Source organism: Bremerella cremea, from assembly GCF_003335505.1.
Taxonomy (GTDB): domain Bacteria; phylum Planctomycetota; class Planctomycetia; order Pirellulales; family Pirellulaceae; genus Bremerella; species Bremerella cremea_A.
Genome location: NZ_QPEX01000028.1, coordinates 44,169 through 64,059 on the forward strand (window position 1 = coordinate 44,169; position 19,891 = coordinate 64,059).

At 54.0% G+C, this 19,891-nt stretch carries 18 protein-coding genes; 10 read left to right on the forward strand and 8 right to left on the reverse strand.

Going from position 1 to position 19,891, the window contains the following annotated elements:
* Positions 1-3 precede the first annotated feature (3 nt).
* The 7 genes from DTL42_RS13950 to DTL42_RS13975 all read right to left on the reverse strand — a co-directional run bounded on the left by DTL42_RS13950 (position 4) and on the right by DTL42_RS13975 (position 5,886).
* Positions 4-762, reverse strand: a complete 759-nt coding sequence (locus DTL42_RS13950; RefSeq protein ID WP_114369347.1) for a hypothetical protein — start codon at positions 760-762, stop codon at positions 4-6.
* 2 nt (positions 763-764) lie between these two features.
* The gene (locus tag DTL42_RS13955; RefSeq protein WP_114369348.1) at positions 765-1,178 is read right to left on the reverse strand and encodes a hypothetical protein; all 414 of its coding nucleotides are present in this window, start codon (positions 1,176-1,178) and stop codon (positions 765-767) included.
* A 23-nt stretch (positions 1,179-1,201) separates the two neighbouring features.
* Positions 1,202-2,176 (reverse strand): DUF1559 domain-containing protein, encoded by a 975-nt coding sequence (locus DTL42_RS13960; protein WP_114369349.1) that lies wholly within the window; start codon positions 2,174-2,176, stop codon positions 1,202-1,204.
* A 121-nt stretch (positions 2,177-2,297) separates the two neighbouring features.
* Positions 2,298-2,504: a hypothetical protein gene (locus DTL42_RS26040; protein WP_147274282.1), complete on the reverse strand. Its 207-nt coding sequence runs from the start codon at positions 2,502-2,504 to the stop codon at positions 2,298-2,300.
* Positions 2,505-2,728: 224 nt separating this feature from the next.
* A complete protein-coding gene (locus DTL42_RS13965) occupies positions 2,729-3,166 on the reverse strand; it encodes a hypothetical protein (RefSeq protein WP_147274283.1) in 438 nt (145 codons plus the stop codon).
* 215 nt (positions 3,167-3,381) lie between these two features.
* Complete coding sequence (locus DTL42_RS13970) at positions 3,382-4,740, reverse strand: PQQ-binding-like beta-propeller repeat protein (RefSeq protein WP_114369351.1); 1,359 nt, start codon at positions 4,738-4,740, stop codon at positions 3,382-3,384.
* A gap of 207 nt (positions 4,741-4,947) precedes the next feature.
* Positions 4,948-5,886, reverse strand: coding sequence for a DUF368 domain-containing protein (locus tag DTL42_RS13975; protein ID WP_114369352.1), 939 nt, complete (start codon positions 5,884-5,886; stop codon positions 4,948-4,950).
* A 526-nt stretch (positions 5,887-6,412) separates the two neighbouring features.
* Here DTL42_RS13975 and ispE point away from each other — a divergent pair.
* The 10 genes from ispE to DTL42_RS14025 all read left to right on the forward strand — a co-directional run bounded on the left by ispE (position 6,413) and on the right by DTL42_RS14025 (position 18,867).
* Complete coding sequence (gene ispE, locus DTL42_RS13980; protein WP_114369353.1) at positions 6,413-7,369, forward strand: 4-(cytidine 5'-diphospho)-2-C-methyl-D-erythritol kinase; 957 nt, start codon at positions 6,413-6,415, stop codon at positions 7,367-7,369.
* A gap of 33 nt (positions 7,370-7,402) precedes the next feature.
* Positions 7,403-8,017, forward strand: a complete 615-nt coding sequence (locus DTL42_RS13985) for a SpoVG family protein (RefSeq protein ID WP_114369354.1) — start codon at positions 7,403-7,405, stop codon at positions 8,015-8,017.
* Between the two features lie 354 nt (positions 8,018-8,371).
* Positions 8,372-9,796, forward strand: coding sequence for a class II fumarate hydratase (locus tag DTL42_RS13990; RefSeq protein WP_114369355.1), 1,425 nt, complete (start codon positions 8,372-8,374; stop codon positions 9,794-9,796).
* A 103-nt stretch (positions 9,797-9,899) separates the two neighbouring features.
* Positions 9,900-10,625, forward strand: coding sequence for a hypothetical protein (locus tag DTL42_RS13995; RefSeq protein WP_114369356.1), 726 nt, complete (start codon positions 9,900-9,902; stop codon positions 10,623-10,625).
* 86 nt (positions 10,626-10,711) lie between these two features.
* Positions 10,712-11,155: a hypothetical protein gene (locus tag DTL42_RS14000; RefSeq protein WP_114369357.1), complete on the forward strand. Its 444-nt coding sequence runs from the start codon at positions 10,712-10,714 to the stop codon at positions 11,153-11,155.
* 216 nt (positions 11,156-11,371) lie between these two features.
* A complete protein-coding gene (gene lepB / locus DTL42_RS14005; RefSeq protein ID WP_158545377.1) occupies positions 11,372-12,322 on the forward strand; it encodes a signal peptidase I in 951 nt (316 codons plus the stop codon).
* A gap of 131 nt (positions 12,323-12,453) precedes the next feature.
* Positions 12,454-13,512, forward strand: a complete 1,059-nt coding sequence (locus DTL42_RS14010) for a tetratricopeptide repeat protein (RefSeq protein WP_114369359.1) — start codon at positions 12,454-12,456, stop codon at positions 13,510-13,512.
* A 910-nt stretch (positions 13,513-14,422) separates the two neighbouring features.
* Positions 14,423-16,516 carry an elongation factor G gene (gene fusA / locus DTL42_RS14015; RefSeq protein WP_114369360.1) on the forward strand — a complete coding sequence of 698 codons (2,094 nt, stop codon included), beginning with the start codon at positions 14,423-14,425 and terminating at the stop codon, positions 16,514-16,516.
* A gap of 306 nt (positions 16,517-16,822) precedes the next feature.
* On the forward strand, positions 16,823-17,977 hold the full coding sequence (locus DTL42_RS14020) for an LLM class flavin-dependent oxidoreductase (protein ID WP_114369361.1): 1,155 nt from the start codon (positions 16,823-16,825) through the stop codon (positions 17,975-17,977).
* Between the two features lie 101 nt (positions 17,978-18,078).
* On the forward strand, positions 18,079-18,867 hold the full coding sequence (locus DTL42_RS14025) for an alpha/beta fold hydrolase (protein ID WP_114369362.1): 789 nt from the start codon (positions 18,079-18,081) through the stop codon (positions 18,865-18,867).
* Between the two features lie 34 nt (positions 18,868-18,901).
* On the opposite strand, the gene DTL42_RS14030 is transcribed toward DTL42_RS14025, so the two are convergent.
* Complete coding sequence (locus tag DTL42_RS14030) at positions 18,902-19,711, reverse strand: SDR family NAD(P)-dependent oxidoreductase (RefSeq protein ID WP_114369363.1); 810 nt, start codon at positions 19,709-19,711, stop codon at positions 18,902-18,904.
* Positions 19,712-19,891 lie beyond the last annotated feature (180 nt).

Here is a 19,891-nt window from a genome sequence, read left to right on the forward strand (position 1 = left end):
GATTTACCTGTGAGAGATACGGTTGAGTCGTTGGGAGTGAGCGCGGGAGGTGGATAACCGTTCCCAGACTATGCCGATTGCCAGGCAAACTACGCCAAGCAGGGCTGCCGGTACCAAGGCATATACGGCATGGGTGGCCAGTTCGGCTTGATTGCCAAGGGGCAACGCGTTTGCCGTAGTCGTGAACAAGCAACTGGCAACGCCGAGCAATAGCGCAGAAGTCAGTTGGCATAACGCCAGCCAAGTGTTGGGCAAAAGCCAACAAACGGCGCCTGCTCCAAGCATGATTGCCAGCATCAGCAGAGGAACGACCGTGCCGACCCATTCCGGACGAGCACCGAACTGCGCTGATAGCCACTGTTGTTCGATAAGCAGCATCGACAAAACAACCACTGGCTGAGGAACACAGCAGAGACTGGCCAAGAGCACCTTCCAGCGTGAGTTCTCAGGCTGAGCAACCAGGCGCAGTCCTACCGCAAAGCTGGCTGCGGAGAGGATGATTTGCAGGACACATGCCGCCAAATGAAAATCAGGACCGAGCAGTATCTGGCGTAACTCGAAGGCCGAACGGGAATCGGCCAACGGGTTCAGAAGGAAGCCGGTCAATGCCAACAGCCCTAAAGGGATCGGCAATAGATACCATTGCCGAGACCAAATAAAGCTCGAGGCCAGCGAAATGAGAGCAACGCCACAACCGACGCTCAGCAGCGCCGCGTCTCCGTTGTTTAGAATCGAGTGGATCAGCCCATGAAGGACATCCATGGTTAGGGGGCCTTTCTTTGCAGTTGATCGAACGGGGCTCCTTGGCCTTCCACGGCGGGGTGGAAATTCTTGCCGTGGAATTCCAGTAAGATCCAGCGACTGGAATCTCCGACGGCGGTTACCCAGTAGCAGCGATGCGTGCCGGAGTTGTCTTCGTAGCAGACGCGTTCGCCTTGAAAGGCTGGGTTTTCTGCTAAGTACATTTGCTTTTTGAAAAATGAGTCCAAGCTTTTGTCATGCTTGTCCGACCAAGGTTGCCGCGTCCACGATGTACCGTCTGCTTCAAACGAATCGGGCAGGACGACTTCGTGCATCTGCGTAACGGGACGGGGCCCACAGCCTAGGATGGCAAGGCAAGCCAGACCGAAGCAGGCCAGACGCACGATGGTTGCTTGCCGTCCTGTGAGTTGAATCATGGGAAGTTCCCTATTAGGTTCGCTTATTGCGAGAAGCCGGTGAGTACTTGGCCGTCATGGCGGTTGTGTAAGTTTCGCCACGTAGCTAGATCGATCGTTTCCGTAACAAAGCGGACGCTGCCGTCGCATAGCGAAACGTTTGCGCCGCCAGGGTGTTGGCTGCGTGCCCCAGAGATTGCTTCGCCGTGATGCGAAACATCGGGGGTTTTGGCATTCGGAGGAAAGAACGCGTTGATCAGCGTTTGATACGTGATATTGCGAATCCATTGGCCAGCACGGCGTCCTTCGTAACGCGTTGCCGAACGGGTGACGAGTGATTCTGCCGGAGCGGAACAAGGACCACCGCCACTGACACGCATGATTTGCGTGCGGTAGTCAACGAGATCGGCCGTATCGTCACCACGCAGACCATACAAGGTTTCAGCAAATGCTATCGTGTTGCTTGTTCCGTCGGTGACGTCGCGAAACTTGGTGTTCGAGCCCCGCCAGAACAGCCCGTCGGTGTCCGAGCGACTGCAGTAAGACATGCCGTTGCCCGGGCCCGCATTGGCCATGTAGTTGCCGCCAGCCCAGACGTTGCCTTTCTCGGTCGATAGCGGATTACCAGGATCGCTGGGGCATTGCAGCACACTAAGTGGTTGGCGAACCACATTGACCAACGCTGGGTTCAAGTCTGGATCGTTTGCGACGCCAGAAAGCAGGGGCTGAGAGTAATCGATCAGGTCCGAGAGATTGCCCTGTTCGATGAAGGGGAGCAGCTTCGCTTGGGTGGAATAGCCATACAGCGAGTCTCCGGCGGGTTGAGGAAACTGCTTGTAGGTCGATTCATAATTGTGCATCGCCAGCGTCAACTGCTTCAAGTTATTGGTGCATTGCATCCGGCGTGCTGCTTCGCGCGCTTGTTGGACAGCTGGAAGAAGTAAGGAAATAAGGACTCCGATGATCGCAATGACCACCAGAAGTTCGACAAGCGTAAACGCGGAACGGGCTGATTTCATGATTGATCAATTGTTTTGGGCTATTAGATTTCTGCGCGAGGAAACGAAGCAGGAGCCTACGGTTCCCTTTAGGATTCCGGGGACTCCGTTGGTCGTCCTTGTTGGCTTGGTAGCGCAGTTGTTAATCAGGGAAGTTCGAATGAAAGTCGCGAACGAGCAGACGTAGCCCAGCGAACTCGCTGGCTTTGCTGCGCGCGATGTTGAAATGAGAGACTCGCTTGCCCAGCGTTTCCTCTTGTTGAAGCGTGTGTGTGCTTAAACTAAAGAGGTTCCGCCGCCTTGCCACAACCGAACGGGTTTGGTCGGACCTAGTAAGCAGTCGTAGCATCGACGGCGGAACCCATTGCTTCGTCACACGAGCAGGCCAAAGCCATGCACGAATCGATGAGGAAGTTGGTACCGCCTGGAAAGCGAGTAAAACATCCGATGACAGCCGTACCGAAGCCTGATTCAAGCGTTACGTGGTTTCCTGCGCAGCATTCCATTCCCTTGTTCGAGGAACGAAACAGCGCAGCAATCCGCTAGAGAGTCAGGGGGGACACCGGAAGCTGCCTAAGCAGCCCGAGGAGGAGCCCGTGCTTGCGAGAGGGCGACGAGAGAGTCGCACACGGGAAGTTGGGTTTGCAGCGCAATCTGCTCGCAAGCGGGTTGCAAGCTAACGCGAACCGGCTTTACCCATGTAATGGCAGCCACAAGGGCCAGCGATTGGCAAACGACACAGCCATCGGGATGATGGTGTGGTGCTTGATCGGAAGGTTCCTCGCCAGGTTGTTCGGTTCGAGTCGCCGAAGAGGAATCGTGGTGGCAGCAATGGTGAGCCCCACAGGTCGTATCATGGTTAGGGTGGGCGTGAGTGTGCGAACCACGATCATGATGATGTGTTTGGCACGTATCGCCACACGTAGCCAAGTGAAACCAGGCCGGCGCGTGTCCAGCGGCGAGCATGCCGCATAGAACCAGAACATAAAGTGGTCGGAACAACGATACCACGGGGGACGTTCGTCACTCGGGGGGAGTATTGAATTGTTTAAATAACAGGGTCCGACCAAAGACACTTGCTAATGAATACGATGATCGATCGAAAACGGTTCGTCAAGCCGTACGGTTTTTCGCCTGCTTAATTTCAAGACCTTTCAAGCGGTATTGAGGCCAAGACCCCCTATTCTCGCAGTTGGAGAGAACAGGGGGCTTGTCTTCACGCTGGGTTAGTTGGCTTTGATGTCGTAACAGTACAGCGTGTTTTGATCGCGAATATAGAGTTTGCCATTGGCGATCACGGGGTGAGCCCAGGCAGGTTGGCTAGTCCGGTCTGGTTGCTCGAAGCGACCTTTTTCAACGAACTTTTCCTTGTTGGGCTCGATGAGCAGCACAGGCCCTTCTTCCGAACGCAGATAAAGTCGGCCATCGGCCATGGCCAGCGATCCCTTGGGGGCTTGGCGGTCACGCCAAAGGACTTCGCCGGTTTGGAAATCGAGGCAGGACAGGAAACCCCCACCGTTACCACCGTTGGCACCATATAGGCAGCCATCGACGACAATCAATCCGCCGTGATGGTTTTGCATGTTCGAGGTGAAGTAAACTTCTTCCGCCTCGATCTGGCCGTCGTCGGTTTGGTTGAGCTTCACCGCGCCACCGCCGTTGCCATAGGCCGAGGCCGCGAAGATCAGTCCGTCTTGAAAGACCGGCGTGGTGCAGTTGATGCCCATGCGGTTTGCCGGGCGATCGTATTGCCACAGCAGTTCCCCGGTTTCGGCATTCACCCCGATCAACGATTTGGAGGTGAATTGCACGTATTGCTTCTGGCCGGCGTCTTCAATCATGATCGCCGAGGAATAGGCCGCTCCTGGCTTCGGACCGCCAGGGCCACGCCCAGGTCCACGACGGCCACGTCCTTCCGAGCGTTCCCCTTCTTCACGTTCAGCAGGCGGGGTTGCTTCTTCTGCTGGCGGTTTGGTTGTCCACAAGGTTTTGCCGGTATTTTTATCGAGTGCTGCTAGGGTCGCTTCTTTGCCTCCGGGGGTAACGATGACCTTGTCTCCATCGACTAGGGGAGACTCGCGAAAGCTCCACATTGGCACAACCCCACCAAAATCTTTTTGCAAATCACGTTGCCAGATGATTTCGCCGTCGGCAACGTTCAAGCAAGTGACATCGCCGGCCATGCCCATGACATACATCTGGTCACCATCAATGGTCGGTGTGCCGCCAGGCCCTTCTTTCGATTGAGGCATTCGTTGCTCGTAGGCAGTGCCTAGCTTGGTGCCCCAGATTTTCTGGCCATCCTTTTCATTCAAGGCCCAGACCACTTCGTTGTCACCTTGAATGCTCATCCCATAGATTCGACCGTTGGCAATCGCAGGGGCGCTGTCGCCGCCACCGAGGTCCGTTGCCTTCCAGGCCAATGATGGACCACCTTCCGGCCATTCTTGAAGCAAGCCCGTCTCTTGAGAAACGGCATCGCGATGCACACCATTCCATTGCGGCCAATCGGTTGGCTTGGGCGAGTCCGCCCAGGCAGGCGAAATCGCGATCATGGTGAGGAGCAAGCTTGTTACGTATCGCATATCGATAGTTCTCGTGAAATTGGGAGCGATGAATGGCCAGCCGCGCGTTGCTCTTAATTTTAAGAGGCTCGAACTGCGGATCGATAGCCCGAACTTGGGAAATCGTGAACCGATTCCCCAAACGTTCTTCTGTTCTAGGGGCAGCGCACCGCCCGCTGCCAAAGGTAGTGCCTTCCCTAGTTGGGGGGGCAAGGGGCAGGGATCGACTTAGAGCGGGTCTGCTGCTTTGGGGCGGGCGATATAGTCGATGGCAATGACTACCGCCGCTGCTAAAACCATGAGCGCAAAGCAACTGATGGTTTCATGGGGATAAGGGTTTTCGACCGGAGCGCTTTCGTCCCAGGGCCACAACTTCTTCAATGCTCCGATCATGAAACCTCCCATCAGCGAAAGCGTAGCGGCTTCGTGCTGATGGAGGAGCCACTTCAGGAATTTGCTGAAAGAAAGGAGCCCAAACAGACAACCTAAGGCAAAACAGGCAAACGCAAACACATCCTCCATGACCAACTGCCCCTTGGCCATCGCTTTGGGGATACCGCTGAAATAATGGTAAGCACCTAAAATGAGCAGCAAGTACGAACCGCTGATCCCTGGCAAAATCATTGCGCAGATCGCGATCGCTCCGAGCAGGAAAGAAACCAGCGGATTCGGAGCGGTGGTGAAATCGTTTAGTGCCGGCAAGCTCGTCAACCAATAGGCAAACCCACCCCCAACGATCGCCAAAACGATGCAAAGAACAAGGTGTTGCCGGTTTTTCGGATGGATCATGCGGGTCACTAAGTAACCTGAACCAGCGATCGCCCCAAAAAAAGTGGCGTAAACAAGTGGCTTGGTACGTGCGGGATGATCAGGCTCGCCAATGAGGTCGTGCAGGATGGTGACGAACGTTAAGATGCCACACGCAACTCCCGCGAGTAGCGCCAACAGGAACCAAATATCGAACCGTTCGGCAAGGGCTTTCCAGTCTCGCTTCCGCAACAAGTGAAACGTCTGGCCGTTAACTTGGCTGATGGCATCGACCAAGCGGCGATAGATGCCCAGCACCAAGGCGACTGTTCCGCCGCTAATTCCTGGCACCGCGTCGGCTGCTCCCATCGCCAAACCGCAGAGGAAATGACGGACGGAATTGATTCGAGGTTCTGACATGATTGCGAGTCCAGTTGCATGGCGTATTGATGTGTGCGCGAGTAATCCAAGCCGCTAATTGAGCTTCTAGGCCACCAATTCGGGGCTTCTCAAACTTGGCTCGCCTCGATTGCTGGCGCAGGCCTCAATACCAAAGGGGCGATTTTAGTGAACAAAACGCATTGCGGGCAGGGCAAACTGGGATGTTCTTGCCAGTAACGGTGGGGGGAGCTGCGCAATTCCGGTTTTCGAAAGTGGTAATTGGCCGAAATGAGCTAGAGATTACCCAGGAACAACGGTGTGAATTTGCCTAACCGAATGCGATCGGAAGATAGGTGGCGAAACCCCAGTGATTTACCTTGACCGAGTCTGGAGGGGGGGATAAATTGCGTTAACACGCTACCATTGGTTGTAGTGTGCGCAATTAGTATTGAAACAGCGAATTGGCTTCACGCGGCTTCCGCTTTCTTAGATCGCTTGGCCTTTTGTGACAGGGCGACTTTCGAGATTGGGCGGAGGCTTGCTGAGTTTCGGCAGGGTGGCACGGATGTTGTTGCAACGATTAGCCTCCAAGGTATCCGTCCTTGCTCCGGCGAAGATCAACCTCTTTTTGGAATTGCTCGAGAAGCGACCAGATGGTTTTCATGAGTTGGAAACAGTAATGGTGGCGGTTTCGTTATTTGATCGGTTGGAAATCACGCCCCTGGCAACTTCCGAGATCGAGCTTGATTGTGCTTGGGAAACGGGACAGACGGCCCAAGCCAACCAATGGGAAGACCCAGCTCAATTTCTGGGAGACCTTCCCCCGATGGAAAGCAACTTGGTGTACCGAGCGGTCAAGCTGCTTCAAACAGAAGAAAATGTCCCACACGGAGCGCGGATTATTTTGCGCAAGCGAATTCCCTCTGCCTCTGGTTTTGGTGGCGCGTCGAGCGATGCTGCGGCCGCACTGATGGCGGCTAATTTAGCTTGGAATTTGGGGTGTTCGATAAATCGGCTGAGTGAATTGGCCGCCTCGCTGGGAAGCGACATTCCGTTTTTCCTGCATGCTGGTCAACTGGGCAGTGGCTTGGCGATGGCGACCGGCAGGGGCGAAAAGATTGCGACTTTCCCGGGAAAACGGCTCGATTTGGTGCTGATACGCCCAGCCGGCGGGCTTTCAACCCCTGAAGTTTTCCGACGATGTCGTATCCCCGCATCGCCTGAGTCCGCGCAGCCGTTGCTGGCCTCCCTGCAGTCGGATCAACAAATGTCGCTGCCACCGACGTTGACGAATCGACTTAGTTTGCCGGCGCGAGAGTTGTCGTCGACAATCGATCGTGTGGCGAACGCGTGCGAACAACTGGATGTCGTTGCCCACCAAATGTCAGGCAGTGGTTCTGGCTATTTCGCCATTTGTCGGAATCGCCCTCACGCAATGCGAGTTGCCGCCCGATTGCGTGCCGCGAACGTAGGCATGGTTTTCCCTGTCACAACCTGTGGAATCCGGGCCCTGAGAAATTAACACCGCGTCATAACGTCTCTGGAGTTTGCAGCCGTGAAAATCACCGAAGTTCGCATCAAACTGATGGAAGATTCTAGCGATCGGTTGCGGGGGTTTTGCTCCATTACCTTCGACGATGCGTTTGTGATCCGTGACCTGAAAATCATTGAAGGAGCCAATGGGCCCTTTGTAGCGATGCCCAGCCGCAAGCTGACCGGGCATTGCCCTAGTTGCGGCTGCAAGAATCATCTGCGGGCTAGTTACTGCAATCAATGTGGCATGAAGTTGAAACAGCCCCAAGTCGAACGTGGTAGCGATCAACGCGCCAAGCTGTATGCCGATATTGCACACCCCATTAATTCCGAATGTCGCGAGCAAATTCAAACGCGGGTGATTGCGGAATATCACAACGAGATTGAAGAGGCGAAGCGGCCTGGTTATCGCTCGAAGTACGACGATTTCTTTATCGATGCCGGCGAAGACTACGATCATGACGATGATCACGAGCATCCTTCGCCCGCCAAAGAGGTGCCCCAGCAAGATTCGGCGGCAAAGACGATCGAGCGGAGTGAAGATGCTTCGACACTGAAGGGGCCGCATAGCCGCTCTGCGGAAACTTCTAGCTCGGGACGCCCCCGCAAATTTGGGGAAGGCATCTTTGATGACTAACCCCTCGTTAAGGTATTCTTCCGTCTCCCCTGAAACCACCCTAGAATGGCAAGAATTCTGACTGGTAGAATATTTTTGCTAGGCGATAAAGTTGCTCTAGAGTGCCAAGGCAATGGAGAGGCTAAGGAAGGAATCGAATCTCAAGCTGGGCTGATTTCACGGACACGAAACCGATGCTCCCAGGCTGGATTCTAGATCGTTTAAACTGATCTAATCCGCGTAATTTACTCAACCGTTGATTACGTTTTCTTTCTTCATGCTCTCTGCGGTTAACCTTCTGTTCTCTTTAGTGGATCTCGCCGATAACCCGCAACGCTAGCACTTACCAACCACCCTCATACAAGGCGCATTAAGATGTCCGAATTTCGTATTGAAAAAGACTCGATGGGGGAAGTTCAGGTCCCTGCCAACGCCTATTACAGCGCCCAAACCCAGCGTGCCGTCGATAATTTTCCGATCAGCGGTTGGACATTGCCGCCGGCGCTGATTCATGCGATGGGATGGGTCAAATTTGCCTGCGCGATCGCCAACCGAGATTTGGGCAAATTGACCGGCACCGGTAAGAACCCGCTCAGCGACAAGCAGGTCGAGGCGCTACTAGCGGCTTGCGCGGAAGTACGCGAAGGGAAGTTCGACGGTGAGTTTCCGATCGATATTTTTCAGACCGGTAGCGGCACTTCGAGCAACATGAACGTTAACGAAGTGATCAGTAATAGGGCGATTGAAATCATGGGGGGCGATCGTCTCGCGGTCGCCAAACCGATCCACCCGAACGACCACGTCAACATGGGGCAAAGCACCAACGACACATTCCCCACGTCGATCCATGTGGCCGTGGCAATGCAAATCCAAATGAAGCTCATTCCGGCCCTGGAAAAGCTGCATGCATCGCTTGATGAAAAGGCCAAGGCCTGGGACAAGATCATTAAGATCGGTCGTACCCACCTGATGGATGCCACGCCCTTGCGATTAGGGCAAGAGTTCAGCGGGTTCGCTCGCCAGATCGAGCTTTCAATCAAGCGTGCCAAGATTGCCTTGGAATCGGTCTTAGAGCTACCGGTTGGCGGCACGGCAGTTGGTACCGGAATCAACACCCACCCGCAGTTCTCGGAAAAGGTTTGTGCTGCGTTGGCTGAAGGGTTGGATATTCCTTTCATGGAAGCAGTCAATCATTTCGAGGCGAATGCCAATCGCGACGGCTTGGTGCAATGCCATAGCGAGTTGAAAACGATTGCGACCACGTTGTTTAATTTGGCCAACAATATTCGCTGGCTGGGAAGTGGTCCTCGTTGTGGGTTCTACGAGGTGGCTTTGCCAACCCGACAACCTGGCAGCAGCATTATGCCAGGCAAGGTGAATCCGGTGATGAGCGAAAGTATGATGCAAGCGACGGCTAAGGTCATCGGCAACGATAGCTGCATTGCGCTTTCTGGTGCCGCTGGAGGAAACTTTCAGTTGAACATCATGATGCCGATTATGGGGCACACGGTGTTAGAAAGCATTCATTTGCTGGCCAACTCGTGCGATGCTTTTGTCGAATTCTGTGTGGCTGAAATGGAAGCGAACGAAGACAAGTGCAACGCGGCCGTCGAACAAAGCTTGTCGATGTGTACCAGTCTCAATCCGTTGATTGGGTACGACAAAGCCGCCAAGATGGCCAAAGACGCATTTGCTAGCGGTAAGACAATTCGAGAACTCGCCGAAGAACAAGGCGAAATCGAGCCAGAAGCCCTGAAAGATGCTCTCGACCCTTGGAAAATGACCTATCCTCACCAATAGTGAGGAATTGCGGTTTCCACCTTGGTGGCTAGGCGTCTGATTTGCTACGTTGAAAGTGGCCGGCCACCAATTGTTTCGAGGAGTTGTTTTGGGAGTCAGAAGGATGAACCCCCCTACCCTTTGGCCAGTGATTGTATTGCTAGTTGCCGTGGCCGCATCGGCAACTTTCGCTCAGGAGAAACAGACGTCTGATGCCGATGATACGTCGACAGAAACGGTTTCTAAGGTCGAGCAAGAACCAGCCAAATCGTACGACGAGATGGGCTTCGAAGAGTTGGACGCGTTGGTCAAGCAGCTTGCCGCAAAGCTGAAGGATCAAGAGAGTCTCGGCAGTGGCGGTGCCATTACCGAGGAGCGCATTGAGGAACAGCAAAAAGCGAATGAGCTACGCGAACAGCTGTTCAAAGCCAACATGGCTTTGCGTAAAAAAGGAGCCGAGATTCGTCAGGTCGAACGGGAGAAGTGGCTAGGCCATCTGAATGAGCTCACCACAAGGCTCGACGATATGAAACGCGAGCGTTTTACGATCTTGGAAAAGTTCTACGAAGCAAGCAAAGCAAAATACGATGCCGGGCGAGTGGGTATTGATGTGGCACTCGCAGCCGAAATTGAACTAGCTGATGCCGAGTTCGAGCTACACGGCAGAGATGCCTACAAGACTCGCATGATTCGTTTGCGTGAATGGCAAGAAGAAATCGAAGCTGGCGAGGCGAACGAACGACGCCAGGAAGATTATCTAAAAGTCAAATCACAATTCCTCAAAACCTATATCGAGTACCTCAAGGGGACTGAGGAAAGTTATCGCGAGATCCTTAAGCGATATCCTTAAAAATGGTGGCATTGCCGCCCTATAAAGCAGTGAAATGGTCCCGTTGTATCGGGGCCATTTTTCGTTCTTGTTGAAAGGAGTTTTCCATGCGAGGTACCTCATGGTTCGCGGCGGTGGTGATTGTCATGTGCGTTGGTCTTTTTGCGATCGCACAAGACGGAGCGAAACCTGACGCCGCAAAGACACCGCCGGTTTCTGTGCAAGGGAAGTTAGACGAGCTGCTCCACCAGCGGCGCGATACGTTGGCGGCCGCTTATGAGCATACGCTACAGCAATACAAATCAGGGGTTGGATCTTTCCATGAGGTGCTCTCGGCGGAAGCTGAGTTGGCCGGTGCAGAACTGGAACTTGCCTCGACCGTGGCTGCTCGACAACGGATTCATGAACGCCGTATCAAGGCCCTCGTGCAGCAAGAAAGAAACTTGGAAAAACAGGTCCGCTCTGGTACAATCCGAGAACTCCCCCTCTATCAAGCCAAAGCCCGCCGGCTTCAAGCTGAAATTGAGATGCTGCGTGATACCGAGGATTAGGCTTGTTGTGAACGCCGGGTGGTTTCTCTGGCAAGTAGCAGATTTGAGTTCTCTGGACTGCCTCTCGTGAACGGCTTGTAATTTTCCGCTTGCCACGTGCGGCAGTTCCTATTCTTGATCAATACATCCATGGCAATAATTCTCTTTTTGGTGTTGTGGCTTCTAACGTTTGCTCTTTGGTTGCTCGGATGCCGCCTAGGGCTCACTTGGGCGAAAGTGTCCCAGTACAAATTCGGTCAAATTCTTTTGGCTGCGCTGGTTTCCATTGTTGGGACTGGAGTGATCAATGCGATCTTCATGGCGCTGATAGCCAAGTCAGGGATGCCTCCCAGCATTGCTTTGCCGATGGGTTTGTTCGTGAATGTGGGACTGTGGGTAGCGATCACGGTCTTGGCTATCTCGTACATCATTCGCGTTCCGTTGCGTCCTTCGTTTTTGATCGCGATGCCCACCTTTTTGGCTCCGGTGGTGACTCTGTTGTTGACGATGTTTGTGGTTAAACCGTTTCTGTTGGAAGCTTATGTCGTTCCGGCCTCCTCAATGTCCCCCACGATTCTCGGGCGACATGTTTGTTCTGTCTGCGAGGAGTGTGGTGCGCCGCGGTACGGGAGTGCCTCGCTCTATCGTCCAGGCATTCTTGGAGGCGACGATGTGGAGATGATCTGTGAGAACTTCCACGTCACGAAGTCTCCGCCGCCTGATCCGGAGGTATTTCCAGGAGATCGAGTTATGGTAGCCAAATGGAAGAAACCGAAACGCTGGGACATAATTGTTTTCAAATATCCCAATGAACCGGAGGTCCCTTATGTGAAGCGATTGGTGGGGCTTCCTGGCGAAACAATCACGATTGAAGGAGGAGCCGTGTATGCCGATGGCAAGAAGTTAGAGTTGCCGCCCAACCTTCAAGGACTGACCTATGTCGATCACTTTGAAGACTCTCTTTTTTCCCATGGTCCGCATCTCTGGGGGCATGTCGACAAGCCTGCCATCTTGGGAGAGGACGAGTATTTCGTGTTGGGGGACTTCACGACCAATTCATCCGATTCGCGACTTTGGAGGGACGAGTACGACGATACGCATCATCCCTACGCGGTGCCGGCAGATCATCTGATAGGCGTTGTTTCTGAGATTTACTGGCCCGCTTCCCGATGGCGCTCGTTTCCCTGATGCCATTTGGCATGCTATCACTCTCGCGAATCGCTCTATCGCTGGTCCGGGGAACTCGCTAAATTCGCCGCCGGTTCCCGTTTGGCATCCCCCTAGGGGGTTCTTCTATTTCCGTGGCGAGATTTCTGGTGATGCAGAAGACATATCTCCAAACAGCTTTCGTGGGTTGGATCGTGCTGGCAAGTGCTTCGCTTGGCTGGGGCCAAGATGTAAAGGCCTTGATCACCGAAGCCGCTAAGTTGAGCGATACGGCTCAGACTCAGGAAGAGCTGACGAAGGTGATTGAACTCTGCACGACGTCTGCCCATTTAGAACTTGCTCCGCCCCAAGTCGAGTATTTCAACAACTTGGAAGCGTGGGCGCGAAACAAGCGGGGAGAGCTTTATTCGGTGGCTTCGCTGGAATCAGAAGATCCGGCGGAGATTCGTAAATTTGAAGCGGCTGCACTAACCGACTACACGCTGGCGGTGCAAAAGAACCCCAAGCATTGGCAAGCCGTCCACAATCGCGGGCTCAGCTACGCTGTGCTCGGAGAAACCGAGAAGGCACTGAGCGATTTCGACACCGCTTATCAGTTGAATCCCAAATTCGATACGGCTCTCTATAACAAAGCAGAAATGCTGTACGAAGGTGGCAAGTTCTCTGCGGCACTCCAGGCTTACCAGCAAGTTCTCAAAGCGAATCCCAAAGACGTTGGCGCGATGACCGGTCAGGCCCATTGCTTCTACCGCCTAGAGAACTACGAGTCGGCCATGATTGCCTACGGTCAGGCCATCAAGTTGGCACCTGACAATGCGATGGTGCTTGCCAATCGCGCCGATGCCTACAGCGATTTAGGTTATTGGAAAGAAGCCATTCTCGATTACAAGCAAGCCCTGACCTTGGAAAAAGACTTGCCGCGCGCTCAGCAAGGCTTGGCCTGGATATTGGCGACCTGCCCAGACGACAAATTCCGTAACCCGGAACTGGCACTAAGGTTCGCCAAAGCAGCCGTCGCCCAAACCGACTTTGTCGACTTCCGTTTCTACGACACCCTTGCCGCTGCCGAAGCAGCAATGGGGCAATTCGACACCGCCAAACAGCGGGTGGGCGAGGCCATTAAAGCTGCTCCTCGCACAGAAAAGCCGTTCCTGCAGCACCGTTTGGCCCTGTACGAGAAACGCCAGCCTTACCGCGAACCGAAACGGTAAGAGTTTCTCTTCAATATGGTTACATTCTGACCGAATAGGGGTGTGGGTATACACACTTTCATAAGGTCAGGGGTGTCATGAGTCTCGAATGGTACGAGCGTATCACGCAGTTCAATGGCGTATTGATTATTGCGGGAATCGTAGGAGCCCTGTTTTCGTTGACCTGCCTAGTCCTTCATTGGGCTTCCCCAAAACGACGCAGTGATGCAATGGGTTTGTTGTTTTTTCTGGGGTTAATCTGCCTGGCCTATGGCATTCAGTGCTTCACACTGCTTTGGATGTGAGTGACTAAAAGAAAGAGATTTCCCCGCGCGAACCTTTGCCACAGCACGACTATCTAAAGTTCGGAAGCCGAACAGGTTTGCCCGCAATGATAAAAATCGGTGAAAATTTCGCCTTCCCCATCTGAGGGCCTTGGTATACAGTAGAAGAGCAGCGTGGTTAGGGCACTTAGCCGTCCCTTAACACTTCATGGCTCTGACTAAGGGTTGGGGAGTTGATTTCGGAAATCACGCGCCGGTGTTAACTATCAATCAGTTAAGCCTTTACAGGGATTTTTAGTCCCGCATTTTGTATGAAGACCATCCATCTTCTCATTCTTTCGACGCGACGTCCCATTGTGGTGGGACCAGGAATTTCAGCAGCCGCTTAGCTGACGTTCCCCTCTCGACATGTGCGCCGGCATTCCCAAGTGATCTAGCGGGAACTGCCAAAACCAGTAAGATGCTGGATCACTATACGCAGGCTCCGCGAGCCCATATTAGGGCAAACTGGGCCCAGTGTCCGAGACGAGTCAGCAGCGGTTTACCGGATTCTGTTTCCGATTTTAGGTTCGCGCTTTTCCCCTTCCCTGAGCGAGAGCCGAACCCTTTGCTCCCTTACACCTGTTATTTATTTCAATCGTGACATTATGGACCTGAAGAAACTACGAAACATCGGTATTTCGGCTCACATCGACTCCGGTAAGACGACTCTGAGCGAACGCATCCTGTTCTACAGCGGACGTATCCACAAGATCGAAGAAGTTCGTGGTGGTGGCGACGGTGCGACCATGGACCACATGGAACTGGAAAAGGAGCGAGGGATCACGATTACCTCCGCTGCTACCAGCGTTTCCTGGAATGGTCACCCGATCAACCTGATTGATACCCCGGGCCACGTTGACTTTACCGTCGAAGTGGAACGCTCGCTTCGCGTTCTCGACGGTGCGATCCTCGTGCTTTGCTCGGTGGGTGGTGTGCAAGCTCAGTCCCTCACCGTCGACCGCCAAATGAAGCGGTACAAGGTTCCGCGCCTGGCGTTCATCAACAAGATGGACCGAACCGGTGCCAACCCCGACAGCGTGATCAAGCAGATGCGTGCCAAGCTGGGCGTGGATGCAATCGCGTACCAAATTCCGATCGGCAAGGAAGAGAACTTCAAGGGTGTTGTCGACCTGATCGAAATGGAAGCCATTTACTACGATGGCCAACAGGGCGAAACGGTCCGTAAGGAAGCGATTCCAGACGACTTGGTTGAAACGGCTCAGTTGGCTCGTCACGACATGCTCGAAGCATTGTCGAACTACAGCGACGAGATCATGGAACTGTTGCTTTCCGAAGAAGAAGTTCCGAACGAATTGATCTACAAGACCACGCACGACGCCGTTGTTGGTCTGCAGATCACGCCAGTCTTCATGGGAACGGCCTTCAAGAACAAGGGCGTGCAAACGCTGCTGGACGCGATCGTGCGTTACCTGCCGTCGCCGCTGGAAGTGAAGTACGCCGCGAATACGTTCCACGAATCGGAAGACAAGATTCCGCTGGCCTGCGACAACAGCAAGCCGTTCGTTGGTATGGCATTCAAGATTGTCGAAGATCCGTACGGTCAGTTGACCTTCATGCGGATTTACCAGGGCAAGATTGAAAAGGGACAACCTTACGTCAATCAGCGTACCGGCAAGACCGAACGTTTTGCTCGTATCGTGCGGATGCACTCGAACAAGCGTGAAGAAATCGATTCGGCTGGTGCCGGTGATATTATCGCCGTGACCGGTGTCGATTGTGCTTCTGGTGATACCTACGCCAAGGAACGCGAGTTCTGCTCGTTGGAAAACATCTTCGTGCCGATCCCGGTGATCAAGATTTCGGTCGCCCCGAAGAGCCGAGACGACAGCGACAAGCTGAGCAAAGCGTTGCAGCGTTTCCGTAAGGAAGACCCCACTTTCCACGTGTTCACCGATCCTGAGACGAACGAAACGATCATCGCAGGCATGGGTGAGTTGCACTTGGACGTTTACGTCGAGCGTATTCGCCGCGAATACAAGGTGGAAGTCGTCACCGGCCCACCGAAGGTTTCGTATCGCGAAAGCCCAACGCAATTGGTCGAGTACAACTACAAGCACAAAAAGCAGACGGGTGGTTCCGGTCAGTTCGCTCATATCGTCGGATCGATGGAGCCGCTGGCGCAAGACACCGAAGATGCCGAAAACTTTGTGTTTGAAGACAAGATCAGCCAGGGTCGTATTCCTAAGGAATACATCCCGGCCGTTCAGCGTGGTTTTGAAGACTGCATGGGTAAGGGGCCCTTGGCCGAATTCCCTGTGGTGGGCATGAAAGTTACCCTTTCCGATGGTTCGTACCACGATGTGGACTCCTCGGAAATGGCGTTCCGAATTGCTGCTCAAGGCTGCTTCCGCGAAAACTTCATGAAGATGAAGCCGACCTTGCTCGAGCCAATCATGAACGTGGAAGTTGAAATTCCTGAAGCGTTCCAAGGTCCGGTCACCGGCGACATTATTGTTCGTCGTGGTATGGTCAATCAAACCGATATGAATGGTGACACCACCGTCATTCGGGCTGAAATTCCACTCGCTGCCATGTTCGGTTACGCCACCGAACTGCGTAGCATGACCCAAGGTCAGGGTACCTTCAGTATGGAACTGGGCAGCTACAAGCCGACTCCGTCCCATATTCAGGAAGAAGTTGTCGCTGAACGTCGGAAAGAATTGGAAATGGCCAAGTAAGTGCTACTTACGCCATTTTGACATAACCGGCACCTCGGATTGGTTTCGCACCTTTCCGAGGTGTTTTTTTGCGCTCGTACCAGGCAGAAAACGAACTTCTCGGGTTGCCATGAATGGGTATTTTGGCGACTTTATTAGGAATTCGAGAGAGAGGTGAACGTACCTGCTTGTCCGGTTCCCTTGCCCCTTTGGGGAGAGGACCAGGTAAGAGATCGGAAGTGCGTGCCAGGTTCGCCCCCTCACCCTAGCCCTCTCCCCCGTGGACGGGGGCGAGGGGACCAGATTATCTCTGACGAGCAAACACCCATGAAATTCTTCGCCTTCCATCTGATGCCTTGGGACCGGCTCCCGGACGACTTCGAGCAAAACTATAAGACGGCCTGGACTTGGCTGCCTAACGAGATCTTCGATCCGCAGCATGGCGGCGAGCTTTACAATAACTATCTCGATCAGTTGGTGCTGGCCGATGAGTTGGGTTTTGATGGGGTTTGCGTCAACGAACACCATCAGAACGCTTACGGAACGATGCCAAGCCCCAATTTGATGGCGTCGATCTTGGCCCGCCAAACCAAGAACTGCAAGATCGCGGTCGTCGGCAATGCCATTCCGTTTTACGATCCACCAACACGCTGTGCCGAAGAATTCGCGATGATCGACTGCATTAGCGGCGGTCGTTTGATTGCTGGCTTGGTGGTTGGCGGTGGCCCAGAGTATTACAGCTTCTCGAAGAACCCGACATTCGCTCGCGAGATGTACCGAGAAGCGTTTGACTTGATCATGCGAGCCTGGACCGAGCCAGGTCCGTTCGAGCATTACGGCAAGCATTGGAAGCTGAAGTACGTGAATCCGTGGCCGCGCCCGATCCAGCAGCCACATCCGCCGATTTGGATTCCTGGGGCAGGCAGTCGCGAGACAATTCAGTTTGTAGCCGAACGCCGCTTTGCCTACATGGGCATTCCTTACTTCCACATGGACTTCTTCCAGCGGAACTTTGATATGTTCCGCGATGCGTGTGAGAAGTGCGATTACACCGCCGATCCCGAGCAACTCGGTTGGCTGCTGCCGATCTATACGGCGGAAACCGACGAACAGGCTTGGGCTGAGTATGAACCGCACTTGTGGTATTTCGTGAAGAAACTGCTCAAGGGGCTGGTCGTCTTTCCGCCCGGCTACACCTCGGCTCGTTCGATTGCCGGTATTCAAAAGGGCCTGCAGCAGTTCATGAGTACTTGCGAAACGCGGGAAGATATCGAGGCAGGTGGCTACGCGATTGTTGGTAGCCCCGATACTGTCCGCCAGAAACTCTCTGAACGCATCAAGAAGCTGGGTGTCGGTAACTTGTTGGGGCTATTCCAGCTAGGAACGCTGCCTCACGATTTGACGTGTAAAAGCATGAAGCTTTTCGCCGAGAAGGTTATGCCAGGTCTCCGGGAAGAACTGAACGCAACGGTTGGCGGTTAGCAACGGCCTCGTTCTCGTACGCCAGGTTGTGCCTGGCAGTCGCGATCTCATCTTCAAGATGTCAGGCACACCCTGACCTACCTAAGATTTAAACTACGCCAATGAAACTCGAAAACAAAACGCTCAACGTCGCCGGCAAGAAAACTCAGCTCACGGTCTTGGGGGAAGGCCCTCCCCTGCTCTATCTGCATTCGGCTGGTGGCGAGACCGAGCCGATCGCGTTTCACAAAAAATTGGCCGAGAAGCACACCGTTTACTTGCCGGCTCATCCCGGCTTCGCTTTAAGTGAAGGGCTCGACCAGATCGAAGACATCGGCGATCTGGCGTGGCACTATGTCGATCTGATTCAAATGCTAGAGTTGGAAGACGTTCCGGTGGTCAGCTATTCGTTGGGATCCTGGATCGCCTCGGAAGTGAAATTGCTGCGTCCACGCTTGATCGGTCCGACGGTCATGATCGCCGCCGCTGGGCTGCATCTGGAAGGGGCTCCGATGGCGGAGCTGTTCATCGATGAATTCGACGATCTCCGCAAGCTGCTGTTCTTTGATCCAGAGAGCCAGGAAGCGAAAGATTATTTCCCCAGCGATACGAACGACCCACGCATCTTGATGTGGCTACGCGCTCGCGAAGCAACGGCCCGGGTTGGTTGGAATCCGTACCTGCACAATCCAAAATTGAAAAATCATCTGCATCGCCTCGATAGCCCAGTGCAGTTGATCTGGGGCCGGCAAGACAAGTTGATCCCAGCCGCTCATGGCGAGTATTACGCCGAGCATTTGCCCAACGCGAGACTCATCGAACTGGAAGAGTGTGGGCACATGGTTCCGTACGAGAAGACGCAAGAGGCCGCCGAGATTGCGTTAGATTTTCTTGCTACCGAAAACGCGTGACAGCGCAGCATTAATTTGAGTTGTGAGCGTCGTTTTACACGTACCGGTGCATCGGCAAGTCGTAGTGTGGTGCCCAGCCAAGGGGGAGTGTGATGCCGGTGATCCAACTGGCTTCGTCCGAAACCAGAAAGGCGACCGCATTGGCCACATCGTGCGGGGCACCGACGCCCAGCGGGTGAACGGACTCGATGTCTTGGCGAAGCTGCTCGACTTCTTCCCGTGACTCGCATTCATCGGCGAAGCGCATTGCCATGGGGGTTGTGACGATGCCTGGAGCAATCGCTACGACACGGATCTTCTTGGGCCCTAGCTCCCAGGCCAGCGACTGCGTGAAGCCAGTCAGGCCTGCTTTGCTGGCGCTGTAGACGGAAAAGCCTACGCATCCACCCAGCCCTAACGCAGATGCCACGTTCAAGATCACACCGCCGGGCGAAGGAAGTAGCGGTAGGAATGCCCGAGTCATCCGAATGGCGCCGGACAAGTTGATGTCGAGCAGTTGTTGCCACTCTGCCTCGCCGTATTCTTCCAGGTTTTGGCAAAGCTCGATCCCGGCGTTGTTTATTAAAAAGTCGACCTTGCCGAATTGCTGGTCTACAAGCGTCTTGAGTTCCGCGATTTGCTCGGCGCTGGTCACGTCGCAGGTATGAAAGAGGTGCGGCGTTTTCAGCCGTTCGAGCCGTTTGAGAACCCGCTTCGGTTCGTGCCGGTTGGCAATGACGACCGAAGCCCCTTCTTTTGAGAGTCGCTCGACAATCGCCCCGCCGATTCCACGATCGCTGGCCCCGGTGACCAAAGCAACCTTACCGCTAAAACGTCCGGTGGAAGTATCGGAAGAGGTGCTCATCGATCGGCCGTAGTTCGGGGAGTGATATGGAAGTCGCAGGAAGTGTTGCAAGTCGCTCCTAAGCCCTGAAGGGGCGACCGACAATAGTCAGGGGCGTAATAAGCCACTGCAGGGAATGTCAAGAAGAAAGACGAGCCCCAATGGGGCGACAGAGGTGAATTGATTGAGAAATTCTGTCGC

Coding starts and splice junctions, on each gene's coding strand:
- DTL42_RS13950 (WP_114369347.1), bottom strand. CDS start 762: ATGGATGTCCTTCATGGGCTGATCCACTCGATTCTAAACAACGGAGAC.
- DTL42_RS13955 (WP_114369348.1), bottom strand. CDS start 1,178: ATGATTCAACTCACAGGACGGCAAGCAACCATCGTGCGTCTGGCCTGC.
- DTL42_RS13960 (WP_114369349.1), bottom strand. CDS start 2,176: ATGAAATCAGCCCGTTCCGCGTTTACGCTTGTCGAACTTCTGGTGGTC.
- DTL42_RS26040 (WP_147274282.1), bottom strand. CDS start 2,504: ATGCTACGACTGCTTACTAGGTCCGACCAAACCCGTTCGGTTGTGGCA.
- DTL42_RS13970 (WP_114369351.1), bottom strand. CDS start 4,740: ATGCGATACGTAACAAGCTTGCTCCTCACCATGATCGCGATTTCGCCT.
- DTL42_RS13975 (WP_114369352.1), bottom strand. CDS start 5,886: ATGTCAGAACCTCGAATCAATTCCGTCCGTCATTTCCTCTGCGGTTTG.
- ispE (WP_114369353.1), top strand. CDS start 6,413: ATGTTGTTGCAACGATTAGCCTCCAAGGTATCCGTCCTTGCTCCGGCG.
- DTL42_RS13990 (WP_114369355.1), top strand. CDS start 8,372: ATGTCCGAATTTCGTATTGAAAAAGACTCGATGGGGGAAGTTCAGGTC.
- DTL42_RS13995 (WP_114369356.1), top strand. CDS start 9,900: ATGAACCCCCCTACCCTTTGGCCAGTGATTGTATTGCTAGTTGCCGTG.
- DTL42_RS14000 (WP_114369357.1), top strand. CDS start 10,712: ATGCGAGGTACCTCATGGTTCGCGGCGGTGGTGATTGTCATGTGCGTT.
- DTL42_RS14010 (WP_114369359.1), top strand. CDS start 12,454: ATGCAGAAGACATATCTCCAAACAGCTTTCGTGGGTTGGATCGTGCTG.
- fusA (WP_114369360.1), top strand. CDS start 14,423: ATGGACCTGAAGAAACTACGAAACATCGGTATTTCGGCTCACATCGAC.
- DTL42_RS14020 (WP_114369361.1), top strand. CDS start 16,823: ATGAAATTCTTCGCCTTCCATCTGATGCCTTGGGACCGGCTCCCGGAC.
- DTL42_RS14025 (WP_114369362.1), top strand. CDS start 18,079: ATGAAACTCGAAAACAAAACGCTCAACGTCGCCGGCAAGAAAACTCAG.
- DTL42_RS14030 (WP_114369363.1), bottom strand. CDS start 19,711: ATGAGCACCTCTTCCGATACTTCCACCGGACGTTTTAGCGGTAAGGTT.